Origin of the sequence: Acinetobacter lwoffii (genome assembly GCF_022809915.1) — a bacterium.
GTDB classification, from domain to species: Bacteria; Pseudomonadota; Gammaproteobacteria; order Pseudomonadales; family Moraxellaceae; genus Acinetobacter; species Acinetobacter lwoffii_M.
This window is the reverse complement of record NZ_JALGQY010000013.1, coordinates 41,353-61,598: the sequence shown is the minus strand read 5'-3', so window position 1 is coordinate 61,598 and position 20,246 is coordinate 41,353. Positions and strand designations below refer to the sequence as shown.

At 44.5% G+C, this 20,246-nt stretch carries 23 protein-coding genes, 2 tRNA genes and 1 pseudogene; 14 read left to right on the top strand and 12 right to left on the bottom strand.

The annotated features are described in order from the left end of the window. Positions 1–22 precede the first annotated feature (22 nt). Positions 23–679: a sterol desaturase family protein gene (locus MTX11_RS08740; protein ID WP_243474898.1), complete on the top strand. Its 657-nt coding sequence runs from the start codon at positions 23–25 to the stop codon at positions 677–679. A gap of 285 nt (positions 680–964) precedes the next feature. Here the strand turns inward: MTX11_RS08740 and hisF are convergent, their stop codons facing one another. After that, positions 965–1,723 (bottom strand): imidazole glycerol phosphate synthase subunit HisF, encoded by a 759-nt coding sequence (gene hisF, locus MTX11_RS08735; RefSeq protein ID WP_004647284.1) that lies wholly within the window; start codon positions 1,721–1,723, stop codon positions 965–967. A 113-nt stretch (positions 1,724–1,836) separates the two neighbouring features. On the opposite strand from hisF, the gene MTX11_RS08730 reads away from it, so the two are divergent. The 3 genes from MTX11_RS08730 to MTX11_RS08720 are packed head-to-tail and all read left to right on the top strand — an operon-like array spanning position 1,837 to position 3,854. Then, entirely contained in the window at positions 1,837–2,784 is a 948-nt protein-coding gene (locus tag MTX11_RS08730) for a homoserine kinase (protein ID WP_243474897.1), read from the top strand. 27 nt (positions 2,785–2,811) lie between these two features. After that, on the top strand, positions 2,812–3,438 hold the full coding sequence (locus MTX11_RS08725) for a DUF1294 domain-containing protein (RefSeq protein WP_243474896.1): 627 nt from the start codon (positions 2,812–2,814) through the stop codon (positions 3,436–3,438). 20 nt (positions 3,439–3,458) lie between these two features. Continuing rightward, positions 3,459–3,854 carry a DUF4870 family protein gene (locus MTX11_RS08720; RefSeq protein ID WP_005105397.1) on the top strand — a complete coding sequence of 132 codons (396 nt, stop codon included), beginning with the start codon at positions 3,459–3,461 and terminating at the stop codon, positions 3,852–3,854. Between the two features lie 58 nt (positions 3,855–3,912). Here MTX11_RS08720 and MTX11_RS08715 read toward each other — a convergent pair whose 3' ends face one another. From MTX11_RS08715 to hisB, 6 genes are all read right to left on the bottom strand, one after another. After that, complete coding sequence (locus MTX11_RS08715; RefSeq protein WP_243474895.1) at positions 3,913–4,842, bottom strand: DMT family transporter; 930 nt, start codon at positions 4,840–4,842, stop codon at positions 3,913–3,915. Between the two features lie 66 nt (positions 4,843–4,908). Then, positions 4,909–5,643: a 1-(5-phosphoribosyl)-5-[(5-phosphoribosylamino)methylideneamino]imidazole-4-carboxamide isomerase gene (hisA, locus tag MTX11_RS08710; protein ID WP_005095189.1), complete on the bottom strand. Its 735-nt coding sequence runs from the start codon at positions 5,641–5,643 to the stop codon at positions 4,909–4,911. A gap of 327 nt (positions 5,644–5,970) precedes the next feature. Continuing rightward, positions 5,971–6,630, bottom strand: coding sequence for a 3'-5' exonuclease (locus MTX11_RS08705; RefSeq protein ID WP_243474894.1), 660 nt, complete (start codon positions 6,628–6,630; stop codon positions 5,971–5,973). Positions 6,631–6,732: 102 nt separating this feature from the next. After that, positions 6,733–7,251 carry a DUF805 domain-containing protein gene (locus MTX11_RS08700; protein ID WP_243474893.1) on the bottom strand — a complete coding sequence of 173 codons (519 nt, stop codon included), beginning with the start codon at positions 7,249–7,251 and terminating at the stop codon, positions 6,733–6,735. A 130-nt stretch (positions 7,252–7,381) separates the two neighbouring features. After that, positions 7,382–7,999 carry an imidazole glycerol phosphate synthase subunit HisH gene (gene hisH, locus MTX11_RS08695; protein ID WP_243474892.1) on the bottom strand — a complete coding sequence of 206 codons (618 nt, stop codon included), beginning with the start codon at positions 7,997–7,999 and terminating at the stop codon, positions 7,382–7,384. Beyond that, positions 7,999–8,592 (bottom strand): imidazoleglycerol-phosphate dehydratase HisB, encoded by a 594-nt coding sequence (hisB, locus tag MTX11_RS08690; protein ID WP_004729244.1) that lies wholly within the window; start codon positions 8,590–8,592, stop codon positions 7,999–8,001. The genes hisH and hisB overlap by 1 nt, the downstream gene beginning before the upstream one ends. Before the next feature lie 96 nt (positions 8,593–8,688). Here hisB and MTX11_RS08685 point away from each other — a divergent pair, with 96 nt between their 5' ends. The 7 genes from MTX11_RS08685 (at position 8,689) to tehB (ending at position 12,715) form a co-directional block, all read left to right on the top strand. After that, positions 8,689–9,066, top strand: a complete 378-nt coding sequence (locus tag MTX11_RS08685; protein WP_004278652.1) for a GNAT family N-acetyltransferase — start codon at positions 8,689–8,691, stop codon at positions 9,064–9,066. A 203-nt stretch (positions 9,067–9,269) separates the two neighbouring features. After that, positions 9,270–9,345: transfer RNA gene (locus MTX11_RS08680), tRNA-Phe, on the top strand. 137 nt (positions 9,346–9,482) lie between these two features. Beyond that, positions 9,483–9,558 (top strand) — tRNA-Phe (locus MTX11_RS08675). A gap of 221 nt (positions 9,559–9,779) precedes the next feature. Next, a complete protein-coding gene (locus MTX11_RS08670) occupies positions 9,780–10,277 on the top strand; it encodes a hypothetical protein (RefSeq protein WP_243474908.1) in 498 nt (165 codons plus the stop codon). A 226-nt stretch (positions 10,278–10,503) separates the two neighbouring features. Further along, on the top strand, positions 10,504–11,253 hold the full coding sequence (locus tag MTX11_RS08665) for a hypothetical protein (protein WP_005108098.1): 750 nt from the start codon (positions 10,504–10,506) through the stop codon (positions 11,251–11,253). Between the two features lie 109 nt (positions 11,254–11,362). Then, positions 11,363–11,635 carry a hypothetical protein gene (locus tag MTX11_RS08660; protein ID WP_004278649.1) on the top strand — a complete coding sequence of 91 codons (273 nt, stop codon included), beginning with the start codon at positions 11,363–11,365 and terminating at the stop codon, positions 11,633–11,635. Positions 11,636–11,851: 216 nt separating this feature from the next. Continuing rightward, complete coding sequence (gene tehB / locus MTX11_RS08655) at positions 11,852–12,715, top strand: SAM-dependent methyltransferase TehB (protein ID WP_243474891.1); 864 nt, start codon at positions 11,852–11,854, stop codon at positions 12,713–12,715. Positions 12,716–12,819: 104 nt separating this feature from the next. On the opposite strand, the gene MTX11_RS08650 is transcribed toward tehB, so the two are convergent. Continuing rightward, positions 12,820–13,200: a hypothetical protein gene (locus MTX11_RS08650; RefSeq protein WP_243474890.1), complete on the bottom strand. Its 381-nt coding sequence runs from the start codon at positions 13,198–13,200 to the stop codon at positions 12,820–12,822. A gap of 176 nt (positions 13,201–13,376) precedes the next feature. On the opposite strand from MTX11_RS08650, the gene MTX11_RS08645 reads away from it, so the two are divergent. Both MTX11_RS08645 and MTX11_RS08640 read left to right on the top strand, forming a co-directional pair. Beyond that, positions 13,377–13,841 (top strand): hypothetical protein, encoded by a 465-nt coding sequence (locus MTX11_RS08645; protein WP_071852126.1) that lies wholly within the window; start codon positions 13,377–13,379, stop codon positions 13,839–13,841. Next, on the top strand, positions 13,832–14,167 hold the full coding sequence (locus tag MTX11_RS08640) for a hypothetical protein (RefSeq protein ID WP_243474889.1): 336 nt from the start codon (positions 13,832–13,834) through the stop codon (positions 14,165–14,167). The genes MTX11_RS08645 and MTX11_RS08640 overlap by 10 nt, the downstream gene beginning before the upstream one ends. Before the next feature lie 19 nt (positions 14,168–14,186). Here the strand turns inward: MTX11_RS08640 and MTX11_RS08635 are convergent, their stop codons facing one another. The 3 genes from MTX11_RS08635 to fadB form a co-directional block, all read right to left on the bottom strand. Next, positions 14,187–14,690, bottom strand: coding sequence for a glycine-rich domain-containing protein (locus MTX11_RS08635; protein WP_005108093.1), 504 nt, complete (start codon positions 14,688–14,690; stop codon positions 14,187–14,189). Between the two features lie 135 nt (positions 14,691–14,825). Beyond that, complete coding sequence (gene fadA, locus MTX11_RS08630) at positions 14,826–15,998, bottom strand: acetyl-CoA C-acyltransferase FadA (RefSeq protein ID WP_004729264.1); 1,173 nt, start codon at positions 15,996–15,998, stop codon at positions 14,826–14,828. 12 nt (positions 15,999–16,010) lie between these two features. After that, the gene (gene fadB, locus MTX11_RS08625; RefSeq protein WP_004729267.1) at positions 16,011–18,161 is read right to left on the bottom strand and encodes a fatty acid oxidation complex subunit alpha FadB; all 2,151 of its coding nucleotides are present in this window, start codon (positions 18,159–18,161) and stop codon (positions 16,011–16,013) included. 586 nt (positions 18,162–18,747) lie between these two features. Between fadB and MTX11_RS08620 the strand changes: the two genes are divergently transcribed. Further along, positions 18,748–19,161, top strand: coding sequence for a PH domain-containing protein (locus MTX11_RS08620; protein WP_005105414.1), 414 nt, complete (start codon positions 18,748–18,750; stop codon positions 19,159–19,161). 17 nt (positions 19,162–19,178) lie between these two features. Here the strand turns inward: MTX11_RS08620 and MTX11_RS08615 are convergent. Further along, positions 19,179–20,244, bottom strand: a pseudogene (locus MTX11_RS08615) (AAA family ATPase). Positions 20,245–20,246 lie beyond the last annotated feature (2 nt).

Below are 20,246 nucleotides of genomic sequence, written 5' to 3'. Positions count from 1 at the left end.
ATAGACCAAGAGGTAAAAGATTATGTGGAAAGGTTTTCTGGCAGGACTTGTCGTCGCAAATGGATTTGAATGGTTTGCACATAAATATGTATTGCATGGTGTTCACCGGCCGGGAAAGAGCCGTTATAGTCCGGTACCCGAGAGTATGCGCTCACACTGGGAGCATCACCGGATTGTGCGAAAAACGGAATTTTCCGATTTCGGCTATGTAGAAGGACTGGACAACTGGCGTACCCGCAATGAAATTGCCTCACTGGCAGTGGTCGCGACCGTTTTTGGACTCAGTTTTTATCCATTCTCCAAAGGCATGTCACTGGCTGCCTTATATAGTGCAGGCAACTATTATTATTTACATCGCCGGGCGCATCTGGAACCGGAATGGGCCAAAAAGAAATTGCCCTGGCATTATGATCATCATATGAATAGCAATCAGGATGCCAACTGGTGTGTGACCAAACCCTGGTTTGACTATCTGCTCGGTACTCGGGTAATTTCCTCGGCAGATTTGCAGGAACAGAACCCTTTAGGTTTGAGCTTGCCTGCACCGATCTCGAAAAAACTCAACCGCTGGGCAGAACAATATTTTCCGGTTAAATCGGCCGATGCTTCCTCTAAAATGACAAAAAATACTGCAAAAAATACGGTAATGAAGCAGTTAAATACGCAGGTTATGGAGTAAAATAGGGCTTTGTCGTGATTTGTCAATAAAATACGATTGTATTGTCAATATTGTCCTGCGGATTTCACTTATAGTTGCTCACGTCGGTGAGCAAAGCCTTATACTGATGATGTTTCTGGGGGGATGAGTTCTTTTGAATACCAAGTGCTGTAGTCTTATCTTGGTTTTATAAGGAGTCGAAAGACTCCTTTTTTTTGTCCCGTATTTGCTGTGTTGTTTTATTTAAGGCATAAAAAAAGAGTGTTTATAAAAACACTCTTTAATCAAATCATCATCTAAAACGGCTTAAAGGCGCATTTCAATGCCTTGGGCTGCCATATAGGCTTTGGCTTCCGGAATGGTGTGCTGGCCAAAATGGAAAATTGAAGCGGCCAGTACCGCATCGGCACCACCATGAATAATGCCGTCCGCCAAATGCTGTAAATTCCCCACACCGCCAGAAGCAATAGTCGGTACTGTGACGCGGTCATTAATGGCACGCATCAGGGCGATGTCATAACCGGCTTTGGTGCCATCGGCATCCATCGAAGTAATCAGTAATTCACCTGCGCCGAAGTCAGCCATTTTCACGGCCCATTCAATCGCATCAATCCCGGTTTCTTTACGGCCACCGTGGGTGAAAATTTCCCATTTGTGGTCGCCAGTTTTTTTTGCATCGATCGCGACCACGATACACTGCGCGCCAAAGCGTTGAGACGCTTCCTGCACAAACTCAGGATTATAAATCGCAGCCGAATTGATGCTGACTTTGTCTGCACCGGCATTGAGCAATAAACGGATATCTTCGACTTTACGTACACCGCCACCGACAGTCAGGGGTACAAAAACCGATTCAGCCATGCGCTCTACTGTGCGGTAAGTCGTGTCGCGTCCATGATGTGTAGCGGTAATATCAAGGAAAGTAATTTCATCGGCACCTTGTTCATTATAACGGCGCGCCACTTCGACCGGGTCACCCGCATCACGAATATCAAGGAACTGGACACCCTTGACCACGCGGCCGTTATCCACGTCCAGACAAGGAATAATACGTTTAGCTAGCATAAATTTTTCCAATTATTACAGCCGATTATGAAACTCACCCACGCAAGCGCTACACCTTGGCAGATGGAAACGGTATTCTAGCAAAATTATGTAAGTTTTTTCGCAGGTTTTCTATGTCGGTTTATACCACTTTGACTTTAAAGGAAGTTCAGGATTTTGCAGCGCCTTATGGTTTAAAGGCGATTGATCTGATTCCCATTCAAGGCGGTATTCAAAATACCAACTATTTTTTAGTCTGCGAAGATCAGCAATATGTGCTGACAGTATTTGAGGATATGGATGAGCAGGCGGCAGGTGAACTGGTTCCTGTGCTGGAACATCTGGGTCAGGCTGGATTGGCCGTTCCTGTGCCTTTGTCGCATTCAGGCAAGGCCATTCACAGCATTAAAGATAAACCGGCACAGATTGCACCACGCCTGATGGGTGAACATCCGATGCCATCTACCGTCGCACAAGTTGAAGCGATTGCAGTGGCTCAGGCGAAAATGCATGTGGCACTCAAAGACTTTAAATTAGAGCGTAATTTTGTACGTGATCATGCCTATTGGCTGGCCGTGTCTCAAGAGATCAAGCCGAGTTTAAGTCCGGCCGATAAAGTCTTGCTCGGTAAATTATTAGGTTTATATGAGGCGTTGACGGCGGTATATCCAGACCGTCCACGCGGTTTTATTCATTCGGATCTGTTCCGGGATAATACCTTGTTTGATGGTGATCAGCTAAATGGCATTCTGGATTTTTATGAGCTGAATAAAGATGAATGGTTGTTTGATATCGCCATTACGTTAAATGACTTCTGTACCGAATATCCTGACGTGGTCTTAAACGAAGAAAAAGCGATTGCCTTTTTAAATGCCTATGAAACGATTCGTCCTTTAACCAGTGATGAACGCGCCTGTCTGGAATTGTATCTGGCGATGGCAGCAGGACGGTTCTGGATGATGCGTCTGCAGGTGGCTCAGCGTAATGCAGCATTAGGCCGTACTGGCGAAGATATTTTGCAAAAAAATCCGGATGAAATGCGTAATATGCTGATTGAACGCTTAAAATTCGTCACCGCTTAAACAATCAAATCAAAAAGGATAGGGGATATGCGCGATCGGGGACGTTTGGTGGAATGGTTTGATGATCAGGGCTATGGTTTTATCCAGCCCAGTGATCCAGCTAAAGATCGCGTATTTCTGCATATCAAGGACTTTGCCAAGCCTGGCCCACGTCCAATCGTGGGCTGTGCGCTGGATTATCTGGTCATTCTGGATGAACGCGGCCGTTATCGCGCGCAACAAGTGATGTACCTGAAAGCATCTCAAGCCAAAAGTCTGCAAGCAAAATTTAAACCGTCCAAGTCACAGCAGACACAGAAATTACAGCCGATGCAAATTGCCTGTGTGCTCTATATTCTTTTTCTGGTGGCTTTAACCTTGGGTAGTTTACTCAGTGGATTAGTGTTGTTGCTGGTCAGTCTGATGAATGCGCTCAGTTACTGGCTTTATGCCCAAGATAAGGAAGCGGCACAGCTGGGTAATCGCCGTATTCCGGAAAATACCCTGCATCTGGTGGCCTTCTTGGGCGGCTGGCCGGCAGCTTGGCTGGCACAGCAGAAATTACGGCATAAAACACAAAAACAACCTTTCCGGCAGATATATTTTTGTACCATAGCCTTTAACATCATTTTGATTATATGGCTGATTTCCCCGTTGAATAGTTTAAATATCTAGGGGAAGTACTAGGAGGGGACGTGAACTATTCCATTGATAAAGACTCAAACCGCACACTGACTTTTGCACTGTACATTTTATATATTGTGGCCATTTTTAGTGCTGGCCTGCTGGCTGTCGTGGCGTTGATCATTAACTATGTGAAACGGCGCGATGTGCGCGGTTCCATCTTTGAAAGCCATTTTACCTGGCAGATCCGCAGTTTCTGGTGGTATCTGTTCTGGAATATCGTCGCCTTTATTCCATTTTTCTTTTTGTTCTTTACCGGCGAAGATCCTGACCTTTTTGCAGGGGTCGCATTTGGTGCATCCGCTTTCTGTTTAGTGGTCGTGGTTTTGGCCTGGATCTGGATTGTGTATCGGGCAATTCGCGGCATCATGCGCTTAAATGACAATAGACCGATGTATAGCAAATAATTTTAGCCGTATTTCCTTAGAGAAAAAAATCCCCCTTTTTCAGGGGGATTTAGCGGAATTAAGAAAGATCTTGCTTTAATTCTTCTGTTGGTTGTTTTCTTAAAAACTTCGGTTTCCATTCACTGGCAATCACGCCTAGCACCACCATCAATCCACCGACTAGCGCGAGTGCAGGTAGCCGTTCTCCGGTCAGACGGCCAAATAGGGCGGCCCATACCGGTTCGCCAGCATAGATAATTGCCGCCTGTGATGGATCGACCATGCGCTGTGCCCAGTTCATCACTAGTTGTATCAAGGCACTGGCAATGCCTAAACCGACTAAAATCCCTGCCAGATGCCAGTGAAATTCAGGTAGCTGAGATTCACCTAAAACAGGTGCGATCATAAAGCAGAACAGGGAGGCAAAAATCAGTTGCAGCACTGTGACCCGGCGTACATTCACCTGCTCGGCAAAATGGCTGATAAAAATAATCTCCAGTGCAATCGCAATCGAACCGAGCAAAGTCAGGGTTTGCCCGAAACTGAGCTGAATCGCAGCAAAACCATTTCCTGTCAAAAATACCAGACCAATAAAGGCAAACAGCGCTCCGATCCAGGTCATGACATGCGGTTTTTTACGGAACATGAGCCAGAGCAGAATCGGAACCAGCGGAACATACAAGGCCGTTAAAAAAGCCGACTCACTGCTGCTGATGGTCTGCAAACCCACAGTTTGGGTGCCGTAGCCGATGGCGATCATGATCCCAATTACCGCGCCAGCGAACACCTCTTTCAGGTTCATGCCTTTTAGCGACTTTAGGGAAATCAGGGTGACGGCAAGCGCTGCTGCAGCAAAACGCAGGCCGACAAACATAATCGGACTGCTAAAGTTCAGCCCGTATTGCACGGTAATAAAACTGCCACCCCAGATAATGGTGATCAGGATCAAGGCGAGTTGCGGCGCTTTCACCATCCAGCCGGAGTGATTTTTGGAAATAAGGGTAGACATGCCAGGAGATCAGAAAATTAAAAAAATAAAAAAGAGGTCCGAAGACCTCTTTTACAGCAGGCTTAATTATAGCGCCTGTTGTTCATCTAGCAACAATTGTGCTTCACGCAAGCTTAATGTACCTTCGTAAATCGCACGGCCGGTAATTGCACCTAAAATACCCGGTTGATCTTTCAGGTTACGTACATCATCCAGATTGGTCACGCCGCCTGAAGCAATCACAGGCAAACCTGAGTATTGTGCCAGATTCACGGTTTGCTCAATATTCACACCCTGCATCATGCCATCACGCGCGATATCCGTATAGACAATGCTCGACACGCCCGCATCGGCAAAACGTTTCGCCAGGTCAGTAGCCTTGACATCAGTCACATTGGCCCAGCCATCTGTTGCCACCATACCATTCATGGCATCAATACCCACAATAATGTGGCCAGCAAATTTTTGACATGCTTCTTCAACAAATTCAGGATCCTGAACTGCTTTGGTGCCAATAATCACAAAAGAAACACCGGCTTGCAGATAATGCTCGATGGTTTCCAGAGAACGGATACCACCACCAATCTGGATCGGCAAATCAGGCTGAGATCGGACAATGGCTTCAACCACTGGCTTATGGATTGGCGTACCTGCGAAAGCACCGTTTAAATCTACTAAATGCAAGCGGCGAGCGCCTTCATTTACCCAATGCTGTGCTGTTGCGACCGGATCGTCTGAAAATACGGTATCGTCTTCCATACGACCTTGTTTTAAACGGACACATTTGCCATCTTTCAGGTCAATTGCAGGGATGATCAGCATGCTTTCGCTCCTTGCTTAATCTTTAGAATGAATTTGAGTGTATTCATCTTAGCAAATAAAGTCGAAATTTCTAACTCTTAAACGGTATGAATAAAGAAAACCTGTCCATAGATAGGTAGCAGTGAGGTAATTTATTTTGCTCGTTTTAATGATTTTAATGATCCGTCTCTTGAATGGAGATCAGATTTTCCATAACGGATCGTGTACTGAGCTGGTCGATAACCGAAGCTGTAAGACCTGTTAAAGTCACAGCTCTCTCATCGAACGCGCTCATCACAGCTTTTATGCGTACATCAAGTTACCAGAACCAACACGCCACTTAAGCGCTTAAGTCGTCGATGAAGGACGGATTCTTAATTTTAATGAAGTATTGGGAATCTCTCTGGGTAATAAATCCCGACGTAGTAATTCTTCAAATACCAGCACGGGCGCGTAGGCATCTGCGGCTGCATAATCAATTTGTGCCGGGCTGAGCTTCTTGCTGGCCCAGTTCGAGGTACTAATCCGTTTGGATTTAGGAAAATTTACTTGAAATAGCAAAGCCATGGCATTTTTTAATCCGACCGGATTGTTTAAACCAAAAGCTTTAAAACATTTGGACAGTTCAATCACACTATTCAGTTCAATGCCTTTTTTACGGAACAGGTGCGCATCATTTTTCAGGCCAAAACCGACCTTGATCTGCTCGCGACTGGCAAAGATCGGTTTAAGAAAATCCCAGATCGAATCATTCATTTGAAATAAATAGGCTTTATCTAAAGTGGCCAGCTGAATCAGATGTGGCCCGGTAGAAACCTCACCAACTTTAAAGGTCGGTTTGGATTCAGAATCGAAACCCAGGACTGCATGGCTTTTTAGCTCCTGTGCAAGAGCATAACATTGTTCCATGCTATTAATCACCTGAATCTGTTGCATCGGAAGATTTTGAAATACAGGAAAGGCCTGAATTTGTTCCTTGCTTGGTAAAATGTCCAGCCGCTGTTCCATACGCATTAATCATGAAATGAATGCGTTCAGCTTAATCACTTTTGCTGTTCTAGGCAAAATAAAGCCCATGCAGAATGGGCTTTATGCAAAATTTAACAAGGATTAATCAGTGTGATAGCTACTCTGTTCGATCTGCGCCTGTTGAGCACGTTCAACATAATTCTGATAAGCAGGGACAGCAAAGGCTGCCAAAATAACTGCAAGTACCAGATACAGCACCACCAAAAGCGTTTCCCAGCCACGTGTCGTGCGTGGAGGGCCATATTCATTACTTTCGTTGTGACCGGGTGCCAATAACAGGTAAAGTGTAAAGACAAGGTTTACGACCGGCACAAAAATCAGTAAAGAAAGCCAGCCATTATGATTACGGTCATGTAAACGACGAATTAAAAAAATCACGCTAAAATAAATCGCAACGCCGTAGATCAAAACCAACAGCACCATTAAAGGCATGGACATTTTACCATCTAAAGTCTCTGGACTCATTCCAGGTAAAATGAAAGCAGCAATGATCCCGATGATCATAAAGCAAAAACCCAGCAGCATATTCCATGCGATATAAGAACGTCGCCCAAAACGTCCTGATGCATTCCACCCCGAATCCTGAATTGTATCACTCATTATTTTTCCTTTGTTTTCATTAGATTTTTTATAAGCAACTCTATGATAAAGAGATTTTTTATAAATGAAAAGTGTAAAAAATAACCAATAAAAAAGCCCGCAATCTGCGAGCTTTTAGAGAAAAGGAAAATCAGATTTTCCAGTCCACAAAGTTTTTCAATAACTGCAAACCGGCAGTATGACTTTTTTCCGGATGGAACTGGGTCGCGAACAGGTTTTCTTTATGAATTGAAGTACAGAACTCAATGCCATAGGTACAAGTAGCTGCCACCAAGTCTGAATCTTGTGGCTCTACATAGTAGCTATGTACAAAGTAGAAACGTGCATCCTGTTCGATATTGTTCCACATCGGATGGTCAGGATCAGCCTGATGCACCTGGTTCCAGCCCATATGCGGCACTTTTAAACCCGCCATTTCCGGAAAATGCTTGACCGCACCTTCGAAAATACCCAGTGCATCGGTACCGCCATTTTCTTCCGAATGCTGCATCAAGGCTTGCATACCCACGCAAATGGCCAGTACCGGTTTGTTAAATACGGCATTACGTACCACTTCATCAATCCCGGCTTCGTGCATACCTTGCATGCAGTCACGCATCGCGCCTACGCCCGGAAAGACAATCTTGTCTGCTTGTGCAATCAGTTTTGGATCATTGGTCACATCAACTGTGGCACCGACATGTTCTAATGCTTTTGCCGCAGAGTGCAAATTTCCCATGCCATAATCAAGAAGGGCAATACGGGTCATTACAGTGTACCTTTGGTTGAAGCTACCGTATTGGCAGCACGTGGATCCACTTCACAGGCCATACGCAGCGCACGCGCAAATGCTTTAAATACGCTTTCGATCTGGTGATGGCTGTTTTTGCCTTTCAGGTTGTCGATATGCACCGTCATCAAGGAATGGTTTACAAAGCCCTGGAAAAACTCAGAGAATAAATCCACATCAAAACGGCCGATCATGGCACGGGTAAATGGAATATCCATAAACAGACCCGGACGACCAGACAGATCCACCACGACACGGCTTAAAGACTCATCGAGTGGCGCATAGAAATGACCATAGCGTTTCAGGCCTTTTTTATCGCCCAATGCCTGTGCAAATGCCTGACCCAGCGTAATACCGCAGTCTTCCACAGTATGATGGTCATCGATTTCCAGATCGCCATCACAATGAATATCAATATCAAACAGGCCATGACGCTTGATTTGATCAATCATATGATCTAAAAAGGGAATACCCGTGTTTAAGGTGCCTTGACCAGTACCGTCGAGATTCAAACGAACTCGAATTTTGGTTTCGTTGGTATTTCTTACCACTTCACTGATACGATCTGTCATAGACACGTTCCTCAAATACGTCAAAATGATTGATGTAGAAAATATTTTCGCCGTGACGAAGTCACCGCATATTAGATTGCTCAGGAGGGTTTATCAATGCCTATCACCGTACATGCTTATACTTCTTTAGAAAATGACGAAGTGCGCAGCCAGCTTGAGCGACTGTATGACACGAGCCCTGAATTTAGTGACGGGGCAGATGCCATGGAACAACTAGAGCAAAACCTTGCACAGTATACCTCAGTTTATAGCGCAGAATTTAATAGCAAAATTATTGGGGCAATCTGGTGCACCGGACAGGGCGAAAGCCGGATTCTGGAAAATATTGTGGTGCATCCGGCCAATCGCGGTCGTGGCGTTGCAGAAAGGCTGGTGAGTGAGGTCTGCCGCATGGAAGAAGAAAAAGGCGTGAAAAACTTCGTGCCAGGCTGTGGGGCCATTCATCGCTGTCTGGCCAATCTGGAAAAAATCTGAAGATAGAGCAATATCAAGCAGCCGTTAGGCTGCTTTTTTATGTAAATAAGGGCTTAAATCTGTTTTATTGCTGAGGTCTTTGGTAAACACTGTTCGATTTATGACTCAAATTGACGCGAGTTGATGGAAAAGTAAACATTTGAAGAAAATTATTCTGTCTGCTCTTGACGATTTACAGCTGAAACTGTTTAATACGCGACATCGGCGTGATAGCTCAGTAGGTAGAGCAACGGATTGAAAATCCGTGTGTCCCCAGTTCGATCCTGGGTCTCGCCACCATATTTTAAAACGATTTCAAAGTTTTCAATCCCTGATCCCATCAGGGATTTTTTTTAGGCCAAAAATCAGCCACTCAAATATTTTTTTCATAATTTTGATTGACTAATGAGGCCAGATACGGCTTAATACACCGCATCGGCGTGATAGCTCAGTAGGTAGAGCAACGGATTGAAAATCCGTGTGTCCCCAGTTCGATCCTGGGTCTCGCCACCATATTCAAAAAATCCTCAAACTTGGTTTGGGGATTTTTTTTGTCTGCACCAAAACCAGATCAGCATTCTTTTCTATTTTTCAGTTGTTTCAACTTGTTCTTTTTCTAGGTTTCCTGCCTTTTTATGCATCATTGACCGTTTATCAAACTTAACAATAGGCACTGGCATTATTTGTAAGATTTAGCTTTGACGCTTTCCCTTTTCCAAACGAGGGTGAAAATGATGAATCTCCTAACACCAATTAAACTCGGCTTTCTTACGGCCTGTACTGCTTTTAGCCTACCGATATTAAGCCATGCTGCGCCTGCTGCTGATTCTGTAGTCTTACCGACTCTGACCGTCATGGCGGAACCGGAACTGCGCGCCGTGACTGAAAAAATGTTGCCTTATCAGGAACAGAACAGCCAGCGCAAAGCCCTGCAAATGCGTCTGATGAAAATTGAACGTGAAATTCAGGCCTATAGCGTGGATGGTGATGTGGTCGCGAATATTGATGTGATGCGTGCACCTGCCGATCCTAATCTGGATAGCCTGCCTGTGGTGTTCCGTGAATATGTATTGGCTGTCGCACAGGGCTTGCAGTCTTCAGACCCAAGAAATGGGGTGTATGTATTGCTGCAACCTTTTGGAATTAACCGCGATGCCACCAATGTGAATATTGTGCGCGAGCAATTCGATCCGAACCGGCTGAATCTGAGTCTGCCGTTTGACTCCCCATAATGTATGCCTGTCGGTCTAGATAACTTTGTTTAACGGGCTTATTAAAGCTGCCATGCAATGAGATCGACAAAATAGTGTTCTGGGAAAGGGTGGCTTTGTGAGAGGAGCAATTTCTGTCTAAGCTAGACATATTATTGGAAAAATCAAATGCCTTGAATTGTGTTTAAAAAATAAGCATAGTGGATGTAAATCAACAAGATCTGACTGACAGAGCTGGAGCGTATACATGCCGCGTGTTTTTATGATTGTAGCCGCTGTGACACTGGCAATTTTTATTGGGCTGTTTTATCAGAATTCGGTTCAGCAAAAACATCAGGCTGAGCTGCTCGAATATGAAACCGTGCTCGAAGAAAAAACCGAGAGCATTGCGCAGCAGGCACAGGACTGGTCTAAACCGATTCAGATTGAACTTGAAGATGACCGTCTGGATGGTGACTATGCCATCATGGCTGAGTTTATGCTGGGGCAATTGCGCGACAGTGCCGAGGAACGCAATCAGTATCTACGCGACTTAAAAGCCGCCAACTGGCAGAATTTTCTGAATATCGACCGCTTGGCCAAGGATCAGGCACAAGGCTATAAAGAAACTGAAGCCATGCTCAAGCAAGTCCATCAGATTGTGAACAGCTATCAGCAGAAAATCCAGCAGCGCGATGCCGAGCTGATCGACAAGGCACAACAACTGGATATTAAAAACCGTTATCGCCAGCAACTGAGCCTGACCCTGAAAGACAGTCAGCAAAATAGTAATGCACATGTCATTTTTGAAATTGAAAAACAGACGCTGGCCAAGGCTGATGCCTTATTTGCAGTACTGAAAAAGCATAAATGGCAAAAGAAAAATAACACCTTTATGTTCTATGACGATAAAGCCGTGCAAGAGTTTAATGCGCTGTATAAAGAAATGCTGCACCTGAATAAACAGACGGAACGAGTGGCGAGCGCTAACCAGAAAGAGGTTGAAAACAAGTTGTAGCCTGACTGAGATGACAGGATTGCCATAGGACTGTCATCTGCTGTTCAAACTCGCTTGCTAAATTGAAAGGGTCGCACAGATCACGACATAACATTTAAGCAGGTGAGTCATGCAAACAATTCAGGTTTTTGCTGATATTCAGCAGGTGTACGGTGAGTTTGTCGCAAATAAAACATGTCCAAAATTACAAAGGATGAATAACGGGGACAAGAACCGGTTGTTCTTGGATCAATATTTCACGCTGATCGAGGACTGGCACTATACCGAACAGATTGTGATTCAGTTCAATCAGCAGTATTTCAGTCTGGATCTGGGGAGCGCACCGGATTTTATGGATCAGGACAAATACATCAACTGGCTGAAGTCGGAACTGCTGCATTAATCAAGTCGTCGAATTCCTTATTGATATAGAACCGAGCTGTCTCAATAGAGGCAGCTTTTTTATTTTGATAAAAAACTGGTATTGATCTTGCTGTTGCATCGGCACAGCGCGAACAGGCGCTGATTCCAATTCCGATTTGAACAGGCTATGCTGAATTAATTATCGCTGCCAAAAGAATGACAGGCGGAGCATGGATGATATGGAGGGCAAAAATTTATGCAACAGTTGATATGTTATAAGGAACTTCCAGTCTGGAACCAGCAGAGTATTCCTCAGGGCTTCAAGAATCAGCATAATACCAAAGCCGGCACTTGGGCGAAACTGACAGTATTAAAAGGTGAGTTGCGTTTTGCCATGCTGGAAAAATCTGGTGTAGTGCAATCCGAGCATGTGTTTACGCCAGAGCAGCAACCGCCATTTATTGAGCCTGAGGCTTGGCACAAAATTGTTTCTGCCAGTGAAAATGTCGAATGTCAGCTACGTTTTTACTGCCGGCCTGAGGATTACTTCATCAAGAAATATCAGTTGAATCCTACCCATTCTGAAGTGCTGGCCGCCATGCCCTATTTAAAAGGTGGTCGTGCGCTGGACGTTGGCTGTGGTACAGGGCGTAATGTGCTTTATTTAAGTCAGAACGGCTTTAATGTCCATGCCTGGGATGTCAACGAAAACAGTTTGCAAACCTTAAGACAGATTGTGCAGACCGAGCAGATTAATCATGTGCAGGTACAGCGCCGCGACCTCAACACGGATACCAGCATTGCAGGCCAATATGACTTTATCTACTGTACCGTGGTGATGATGTTCCTTGAGGCGAAAACCATTCCACCGCTCATTACACAGATGCAGCAGGCGACCGTGCCGGGTGGCTATAATCTGATTGTCTGTGCCATGGATACGCCAGATATTCCGGCACAAGCCGATTTTCCATTTGCTTTTCAGCCGGGGGAGTTGCGAGGGTATTATGAGGGCTGGAATATTGTGAAATACAATGAAGATATCGGTGAGCTGTATCGTGTCGATGAGCAGGGCCAGCGGATTAAGCAGCACTTTGCCACGATGCTGGCGCAGAAGGTTTAAATAAAAGATTGAGGATTTTTTTTTAAAATTCTTGAGCTTAAATAAGACACTCCAAAACAAAAAAAGATGTCAGGCTGACATCTTTTTTTATGCTTTTAAAAAGCTTAAGCCGCTTTTTTAAACCAAGAGAACCAGCCTTTTTTCTCAGCTTTTACTTCTGCTTTTTCAGCAGCCGCGTCTTTGGTTTCTACTGCCTCAGTTTTCGCAGCTTCAACGTGTTGTTCTGCTGTAGATTGAGCTGTTTCTAATTGAGTGGTCGCTTCTGTTTTTACTGCTTCAGCTTTAGTTTCAGTCGCTTGTTGAGTTGCAGCAACAGTCGCTTGAGTCGCTTCAACTTTCGCTTGTACAGGTGCAGCAGCTTCTTTAGCAATAGTTTGGGTTGTTTTAGTTACAACAGTTGCTGGCGCAACTTGAGCTTCAGTTGCCATTGCAGATGCAGAAGTCGCTACGATTGCAGTCGCGATCATTGTTTTAAGCATGTTCATATATACCCTTTTAAGGAAATAGGAAAAAAGAGGCTTGATCATACATTTATAAAATTTAAGTGCTTCATAAATATGGTTTTATTGGTTGATTATTCAACTGAAATTACAAAGGAATAACATTTCATCTAGTTAAGAATTATAATTGTTTAAAACAAATAATTATTTTAGAGATTATAGTGGGTCAACTTCAAACAAATGGATATATTACTTGCTCATCTTGTAATACAGTAAATAAGCTTCATGAGATTGGTGAACAAGGTCTTTATCATTGTGGAACTTGTAAAAATCCATTAATTTTTATTAATAAAGAAAAGCCTAAACCTGGTTTACTGAAAACTTTAATTATCGCAGGTATGATCGGGATTGCTGGTGGCGTAAGTATAAATCAGATTAAGGATGCTCTCAGACCAACTGAAATTAATTATTCCAAAATACAAACAAATTGGACAGGCACACAAGTTAGGCAGTTTGATCTCAATTGTAAGGCTAATTTGGCATTAGAGAAGAAAAAGTGGGATGCTGAGCGTATTGATAAAACATGTACATGTTTTACTACTTATGTTGTTGAAAATACAAAATATCCATTGTGGGGTAAATTAGATACTGAAGTGGTTGAAGCAGGTATAAAAGAATGCACGTAGTTAGTACAGAAGTAGTTCAATTAAACTTAAATAAGAATTTGGGTAAATTTTTAAACTTGATTAATGAAGTTTATGCAGGAAACTTAAAAGCTTTCAGTGATGCTTTTTCTGATACAGATGCTTCTTTTTATGAGCGGTTAAAAAAAGATATTCAAAGAGCAAAGCAAGGGTCATTAACCGTTAAGAAAGAAGATGCATTGAAAAAATATATTTTTTTCCTTGAATATAAGCAGTGGGAAAAGAACGCAGATACAAAATTTTTTAAGAAATTGGATCTACAATTAGATACAGCAGTTGAAGCACTATGTAAGGCAACTGGGCAGTAATCTGCCCAGTTAATTGGAATTATTTACAAGCACCTGGTACTCGACATGCACAGCTCGAAGGAGCATGGCAGGCATGATCATCTCCACAGCGTGCTTCTATTGTAAAATCAGGATATGGACCAAACCACAACTCATAAAGTTCCTTAGTACGTTCGAAGGTGTTTTTTAAATTTTGTTGATCTACTTCATCATTGATTCCAAAATATGGATAGTGGTGCAGATAAGCTCCAAAAATTTTTAAGCAATCCATGTGGTAATTTCGAGTATCTAAAATGTGAGCATGCCAAAACTCATCAACAAGTTTATTAGGTACTAGCGTTTCTTTTGGATAGAAATATTTTAACGCTAGAAAACGTTTATATTCTTGCTCTGCAAATTCGCAAACTTGTTTTGACATGGTGGCTTCATTACCTGATGTTAATTTAAATTTTAATTTACTAAAATTTAAACTCTCAATCGAGGTCGGCATATTTGATCTTGCTAGAGTAGCTGTATGGTTAAAGTCTATTGCTAAATTTCCCATTTCTTTTTCCTTAGTAGGTTTATAGCGTTGTTGCTATGTAGGAAATATTGCCATCTACCTTTATTTAGATTGGGGAATTTTAAGGGACAAAAATCCCCGCATAAAGCGAGGATTTTTTGTTGAAGTATTTAAATCTTAAACACGTTCGATCACTGTGGCAATACCTTGACCTAGGCCGATACACATCGTCGCAAGACCGATTTGCGTATCTTGCTGTTCCATTACGTTTAGCAATGTCGTCGTGATACGCGCACCAGAACAACCCAATGGGTGACCCAATGCAATCGCGCCACCGTTATGGTTCACGATGTCTTGCTTGTCATAAATGCCTAAGCCTTTAAGAACAGACAGACCTTGTGCAGCAAAAGCTTCGTTCAATTCAAAAGTCTGAATATCAGCAATTGACAGGCCAGCGCGTTTCAATGCTTTTTGTGTTGCCGGAACCGGACCATAACCCATGATCGCAGCATCACAGCCTGCAACCGCCATAGAGCGAATTACAGCACGTGGCTTAAGACCTAAAGCTTGAGCACGTTCAGCAGACATCAATAACATTGCAGAAGCACCATCAGACAACGCTGAAGAAGTCGCTGCAGTTACTGTACCGCCTTTCGGATCGAAGACTGGACGCAAAGATTTGAACGATTCAAGGTTCGCATCTGGACGGATTACTTCATCGATATCACACAGGATTTTGTAGCCATCTGCATTATGACCTTCAATGCCGACGATCTCATTCTGGAACAGACCGTTTTCAGTCGCAGCCCAGGCACGGCGATGTGATTCCACACCAAACGCATCCTGTTCTTCACGGCTAATGCCGTTCATACGACCCAACATTTCAGCAGTTAAGCCCATCATGTTCGACGCTTTGGCATAATGCTTAGACGCTTCAGGGTTCAGGTCGATGCCGTGCATCATGCCGACATGGCCCATGTGCTCAACACCACCGATGATGAAGATATCACCCTGGTTCGTTGCAATTTGCGCAGCCGCAGTGTGAATCGCCTGCATAGACGAACCACAAAGACGGTTCACCGTTTGACCTGCAACGGTCTTCGGTAGGTCTGCCAGTAATGCGATATTACGGGCAATGTTCATACCTTGTTCTAGGGTTTGGTTCACACAGCCCCAGATTACGTCTTCAACTTCATGCGGGTCGAATTCGTTACGTACCAATAGGGCACGGACAAGCTCAGCAGACATCGAGTCAGCACGTACATTGCGGAACATACCGTTTTTGGTTTTACCCATTGCTGAACGTACGCCATCAACGATGACAACGTCACGTGGATTTAAAGTAGCCATTCACGTTGCTCCTTAACCGTAGAATTTTTTGTTGTTAGCAGCCATTTCGCGCAACATTTCTGGCGCTTCATAAGCTTTACCAAGGTGCGCATACTTATTGCAAAGCGCAACATACTCAGCTACACCGGTTTGATCGATGTAACGGCATGGACCACCACGGAATGGAGGGAAACCAACACCCATGATCATGGCCATATCTGCTTCAGCAGCAGTGGCTACAATGTTGTCTTCCAAGCAACGAACAGTTTCGTTACAGAAAGCCAGCATCATGCGATCAATGATTTCCTGAGCATCAAATTCACGTTTTTCCGCAGTTGCAACAGATGCCACAAGCTCATACGCAGTTGGATCAACCACTTTTGCTTTTTTGCCTTTACGGTCAAGTTCATACTTGTAGAAACCAACGTCGTTCTTTTGACCCAGACGTTTGTTTTCGTACATTACCTGAATCGAACCTTTGAAATCAGGTTTCATGCGATCCGGGAAACCTTCAGCCATCACTTCTGCACCGTGTACGCCAGTGTCGATACCGACAACGTCCATCAGGTAAGCAGGACCCATTGGCCAGCCGAATTTTTCCATGACTTTATCGATTTGCTGGAAGTCAGCGCCATCTTTAAGCAACAGGTCAAATGCACCGAAGTAAGGGAACAGTACGCGGTTGACCAGGAAGCCCGGGCAGTCATTGACCACGATTGGTGTTTTACCCATTTTCTGAGCAAGCACCACAGTCGTTGCAATCGCTTCGTCAGAAGTCTTCGCACCGCGAATCACTTCAACCAGTGGCATCATGTGTACCGGGTTAAAGAAGTGCATACCGACGAAGTTTTCAGGACGTTCCAGGTTTTCAGCCAGACGCGTGATTGAAATCGTAGAAGTATTAGATGCAATGATCGTGTTTTCACGAACTTTTGCTTCAGTTTCTTTCAGTACGATACCTTTGACTTTTGGATTTTCAGTCACGGCTTCGATCACGATGTCCACTTCTTTAAACTCGTCATAGCTTAAAGTTGGGCGGATGCGCGCAAGAGTTTCACCCATTTGAGCAGGCTTCATCTTCTTACGTTCAACTTGTTTGGTCAGTAAACCATTGGCTTCTTTCATACCCAAAGCAAGTTGCTGGTTACCGATGTCTTTCATGATGATCGGTGTGCCTTTGCTTGCCGCCTGGTAAGCAATACCACCACCCATGATACCTGCGCCTAGAACAGCCGCCTGGTTCACTGGATGCGCACCTTTTTCATAGCGCTTCGAGGTTTTTTTCACGATCTGGTCATTCAGGAACAAACCGATCAAGGCACCTGCTTGTGGTGTGACTGCTGCTTTAGCAAAACCTTCAGCTTCCGCTTTCAGCGCGTCATCACGATGCAGGCTCGCACCCGCTTGAAGAGAATCAAGCAGTAATTTTGGTGCAGGGTATTGAGCTGGATTAGCTTTTGCCAGAACCATGCCTTTCGATGAGTTAAACGCCATCATCTGTTCGATTGGGCTGAGTTTAACTGGATCGAGTTTTTCCTGACGCTTGGTTTTCCAGTCTAAACGGCCATGAATCGCCTGTTTTACCAGATCAAGTGCAGCATCTTGTAGCTTGTCAGCAGGAACGACAGCATCGACTGCGCCGTCTTTCAGTGCAGCAGCTGGCTTCTTAGGATTGGCCATTGCCATCCATTCTACCGCGTTGTCGATACCGATTAGACGGCTTAAACGCACTGTGCCACCGAAGCCCGGGAAGATACCCAGCTTGATTTCAGGTAGGCCCACTTGTGCCTGTTCTGACATGACACGGTAGTCACACACCAGGCACATTTCGAAACCGCCACCCAGTGCCATGCCATTAATTGCAGCCACTTTAGGAATGTCGAGGTCTTCGAAGCTGTTAAAAATTTCATGTACTGGCATTGCCCAGTCAACAATCGCTTGTTCACCCTGAGCAAAGTTGTCGCCGAATTCAGTGATATCAGCACCTACAATAAATGTAGATTTGCCTGAAGTCACAATCAGACCTTGAATATCGGCATGGGAGACGGCTTCGATAGCAGCCTTGAAATCTTCAATCGTTGCACGGTTGAATTTGTTAACGGACTCACCTTGTAAGTCAAAGCGGAATTCTGCAATCCCGTCCTCAAGCATTTGGACGGTAATGGCATTGCCAGCGTGGATCATGCCCTGATCTCCTTTATTTTGGAGGACTTCTAAGTTGATGTTGTGAAGCAAGTGCGCATGTCCCGCGCACTTTTTGACTTCGCTAATCTTACGATAACTATATCCAAAAAGAACATAACAAGTTGTATCAAGCCGTGACGCAATGGTCATCAATTTCTGCCAGACTGATCCGCCCCGCTATAACTTTTCCTTTCAGTTTTCTAAAAGAAGATGAACCAAAGATTTTGTTTCAATTCATTATTTTTTATCAATCAGCCTGATAGATATGGAGCAGGGTGACTGATTTTCAAGGTGCATTTCTAGCGGAATTTTGTCAATTCAGTCAATTTCTATCCTTGAACTTGCCATTTTTAGCCTCGAAGTATGCTGAGCGCAGGGCTTTCAGGTCTTTGCTGATAGTATTTAATCAGCACAAATAACAGTGTATTAGATCATTTGAGTTACTGAACTTTTCTGATGAGATCGAAAATGGGAACGATCCTGTCGATGTGTGATTTAAAATAATTTCCATCCTGCCGGGTTGAATCCCTGTCATCTGCTATGGAATTGTTTATGATGATCTTGCACTTAGATATGGGGGATATCGATGCACGTATTTCGTTCTAAAAAAGACTGGTGGCTGCTGGCTTTTGTGATTTGTATGAGTGGCCTGTTGCTGCAACTACTGCTGACCATGCAGGCCAAAGGCACTATGCAGCAATATCCGCTGCACACTGCGGTTTATGTCCTGACTATTATCATTTTATGGTGGCCGCTGTGGAGTACGCGCTATGTGATGGACAATGGGGTGTTGACCATAAAAAGCCTGTGGTTAAGCTGGAAGATTCCGTTAAGTGAAATCCAATCCATTCAGCCCACAGACCACTCTATCATTGCGCCAGCCTTATCTTTAAAGCGTCTGCGGATTGACTATACTGATGCGGGCGTGCAGAAATTTATATTGGTTTCACCCAAAGATCAAACTGCTTTTATACAGGTGCTTCAGCCGAATAAAAACTGATATCGAGTCTGCCTTAGTTAAGCTTTTGCTTGCTCAGGCAGAACCACCAGCTGTCCATCGACACAGTCCAGATGCAGACTGAACTGCTCAGGCTGGTTTAAAAAATACAGCGCCAGAATCCGCTCCAGTTCGGTACGCATCTTGCGGCCCAAATGTCGGGCGCCGTAACGAATATCATGGTCCTGATAGAAATAGGCTTTGGCTGAAGCGCTTAAATGCACGCTGCGTTGCTGATGTTGCAAGCGCTTGTTCAGTTTATCCAGTTCAATTTCGACCAGACGTGGCAGGGCATCATGCTGTACCGCCTGATAATGCAGGCTGCGGTCAATCCGGTTCAGAAATTCAGGGTCGAATTTACGCTGCATGACTTTTTCAATGATGCGCTGGGTGGGAACGCGCTTCAGACACAATGCCTGCATTTTCTCAGGCAGATAGCTGAGTTTGTCCAGATATTGCTGCGCTGCCTGTGCCCCGACATTGCTGGTCATAAAGATCATGCAGTTGCGAAAATCGATAGTTTTAGTGCCCGCTGTCAAGGTCAGCCGGCCAGTATCCAGCACGTTCATCAAGCCGCGAATCACTTCGTTACTGGCTTTTTCCAGCTCATCAAACAGCATGATGCCGGGACGGGTATGACTGCCGGCAATCGCAGTTTCATCAAACAGGCTGTGACCTTCCTTTGATCCCACATAACCGGGCGGTGCGCCGGTCAAAGCCGCCGCATAATGTTCCTGTGCCAGGGTATTCATATCAATCCGGCAAAAGGCATCCGGGCGGCCATAGATCGCATCGGCAATCAGACGCACGGTTTCTGTTTTACCGACGCCAGTAGGGCCCAGCATCAAGGTAACCGACAAAGGGCGATCCGGACTGGAAAAATCTGCCTTGACCACATGCAACATTTTTTCAATTTCATTCAGGGCTGCATCCTGCCCAATAATCCGTTCACGTAGCAGTTGCATTACCTTACTCGCTCGGCTCGAAATGAAAACGCGGTTTACCAATCAGGCGAGCACGTTCAGACGGGTGATGGGTGGAGGTGGAGGGTTGAACAATATGAATGCCCGATTGCTGCAGGGTCATGC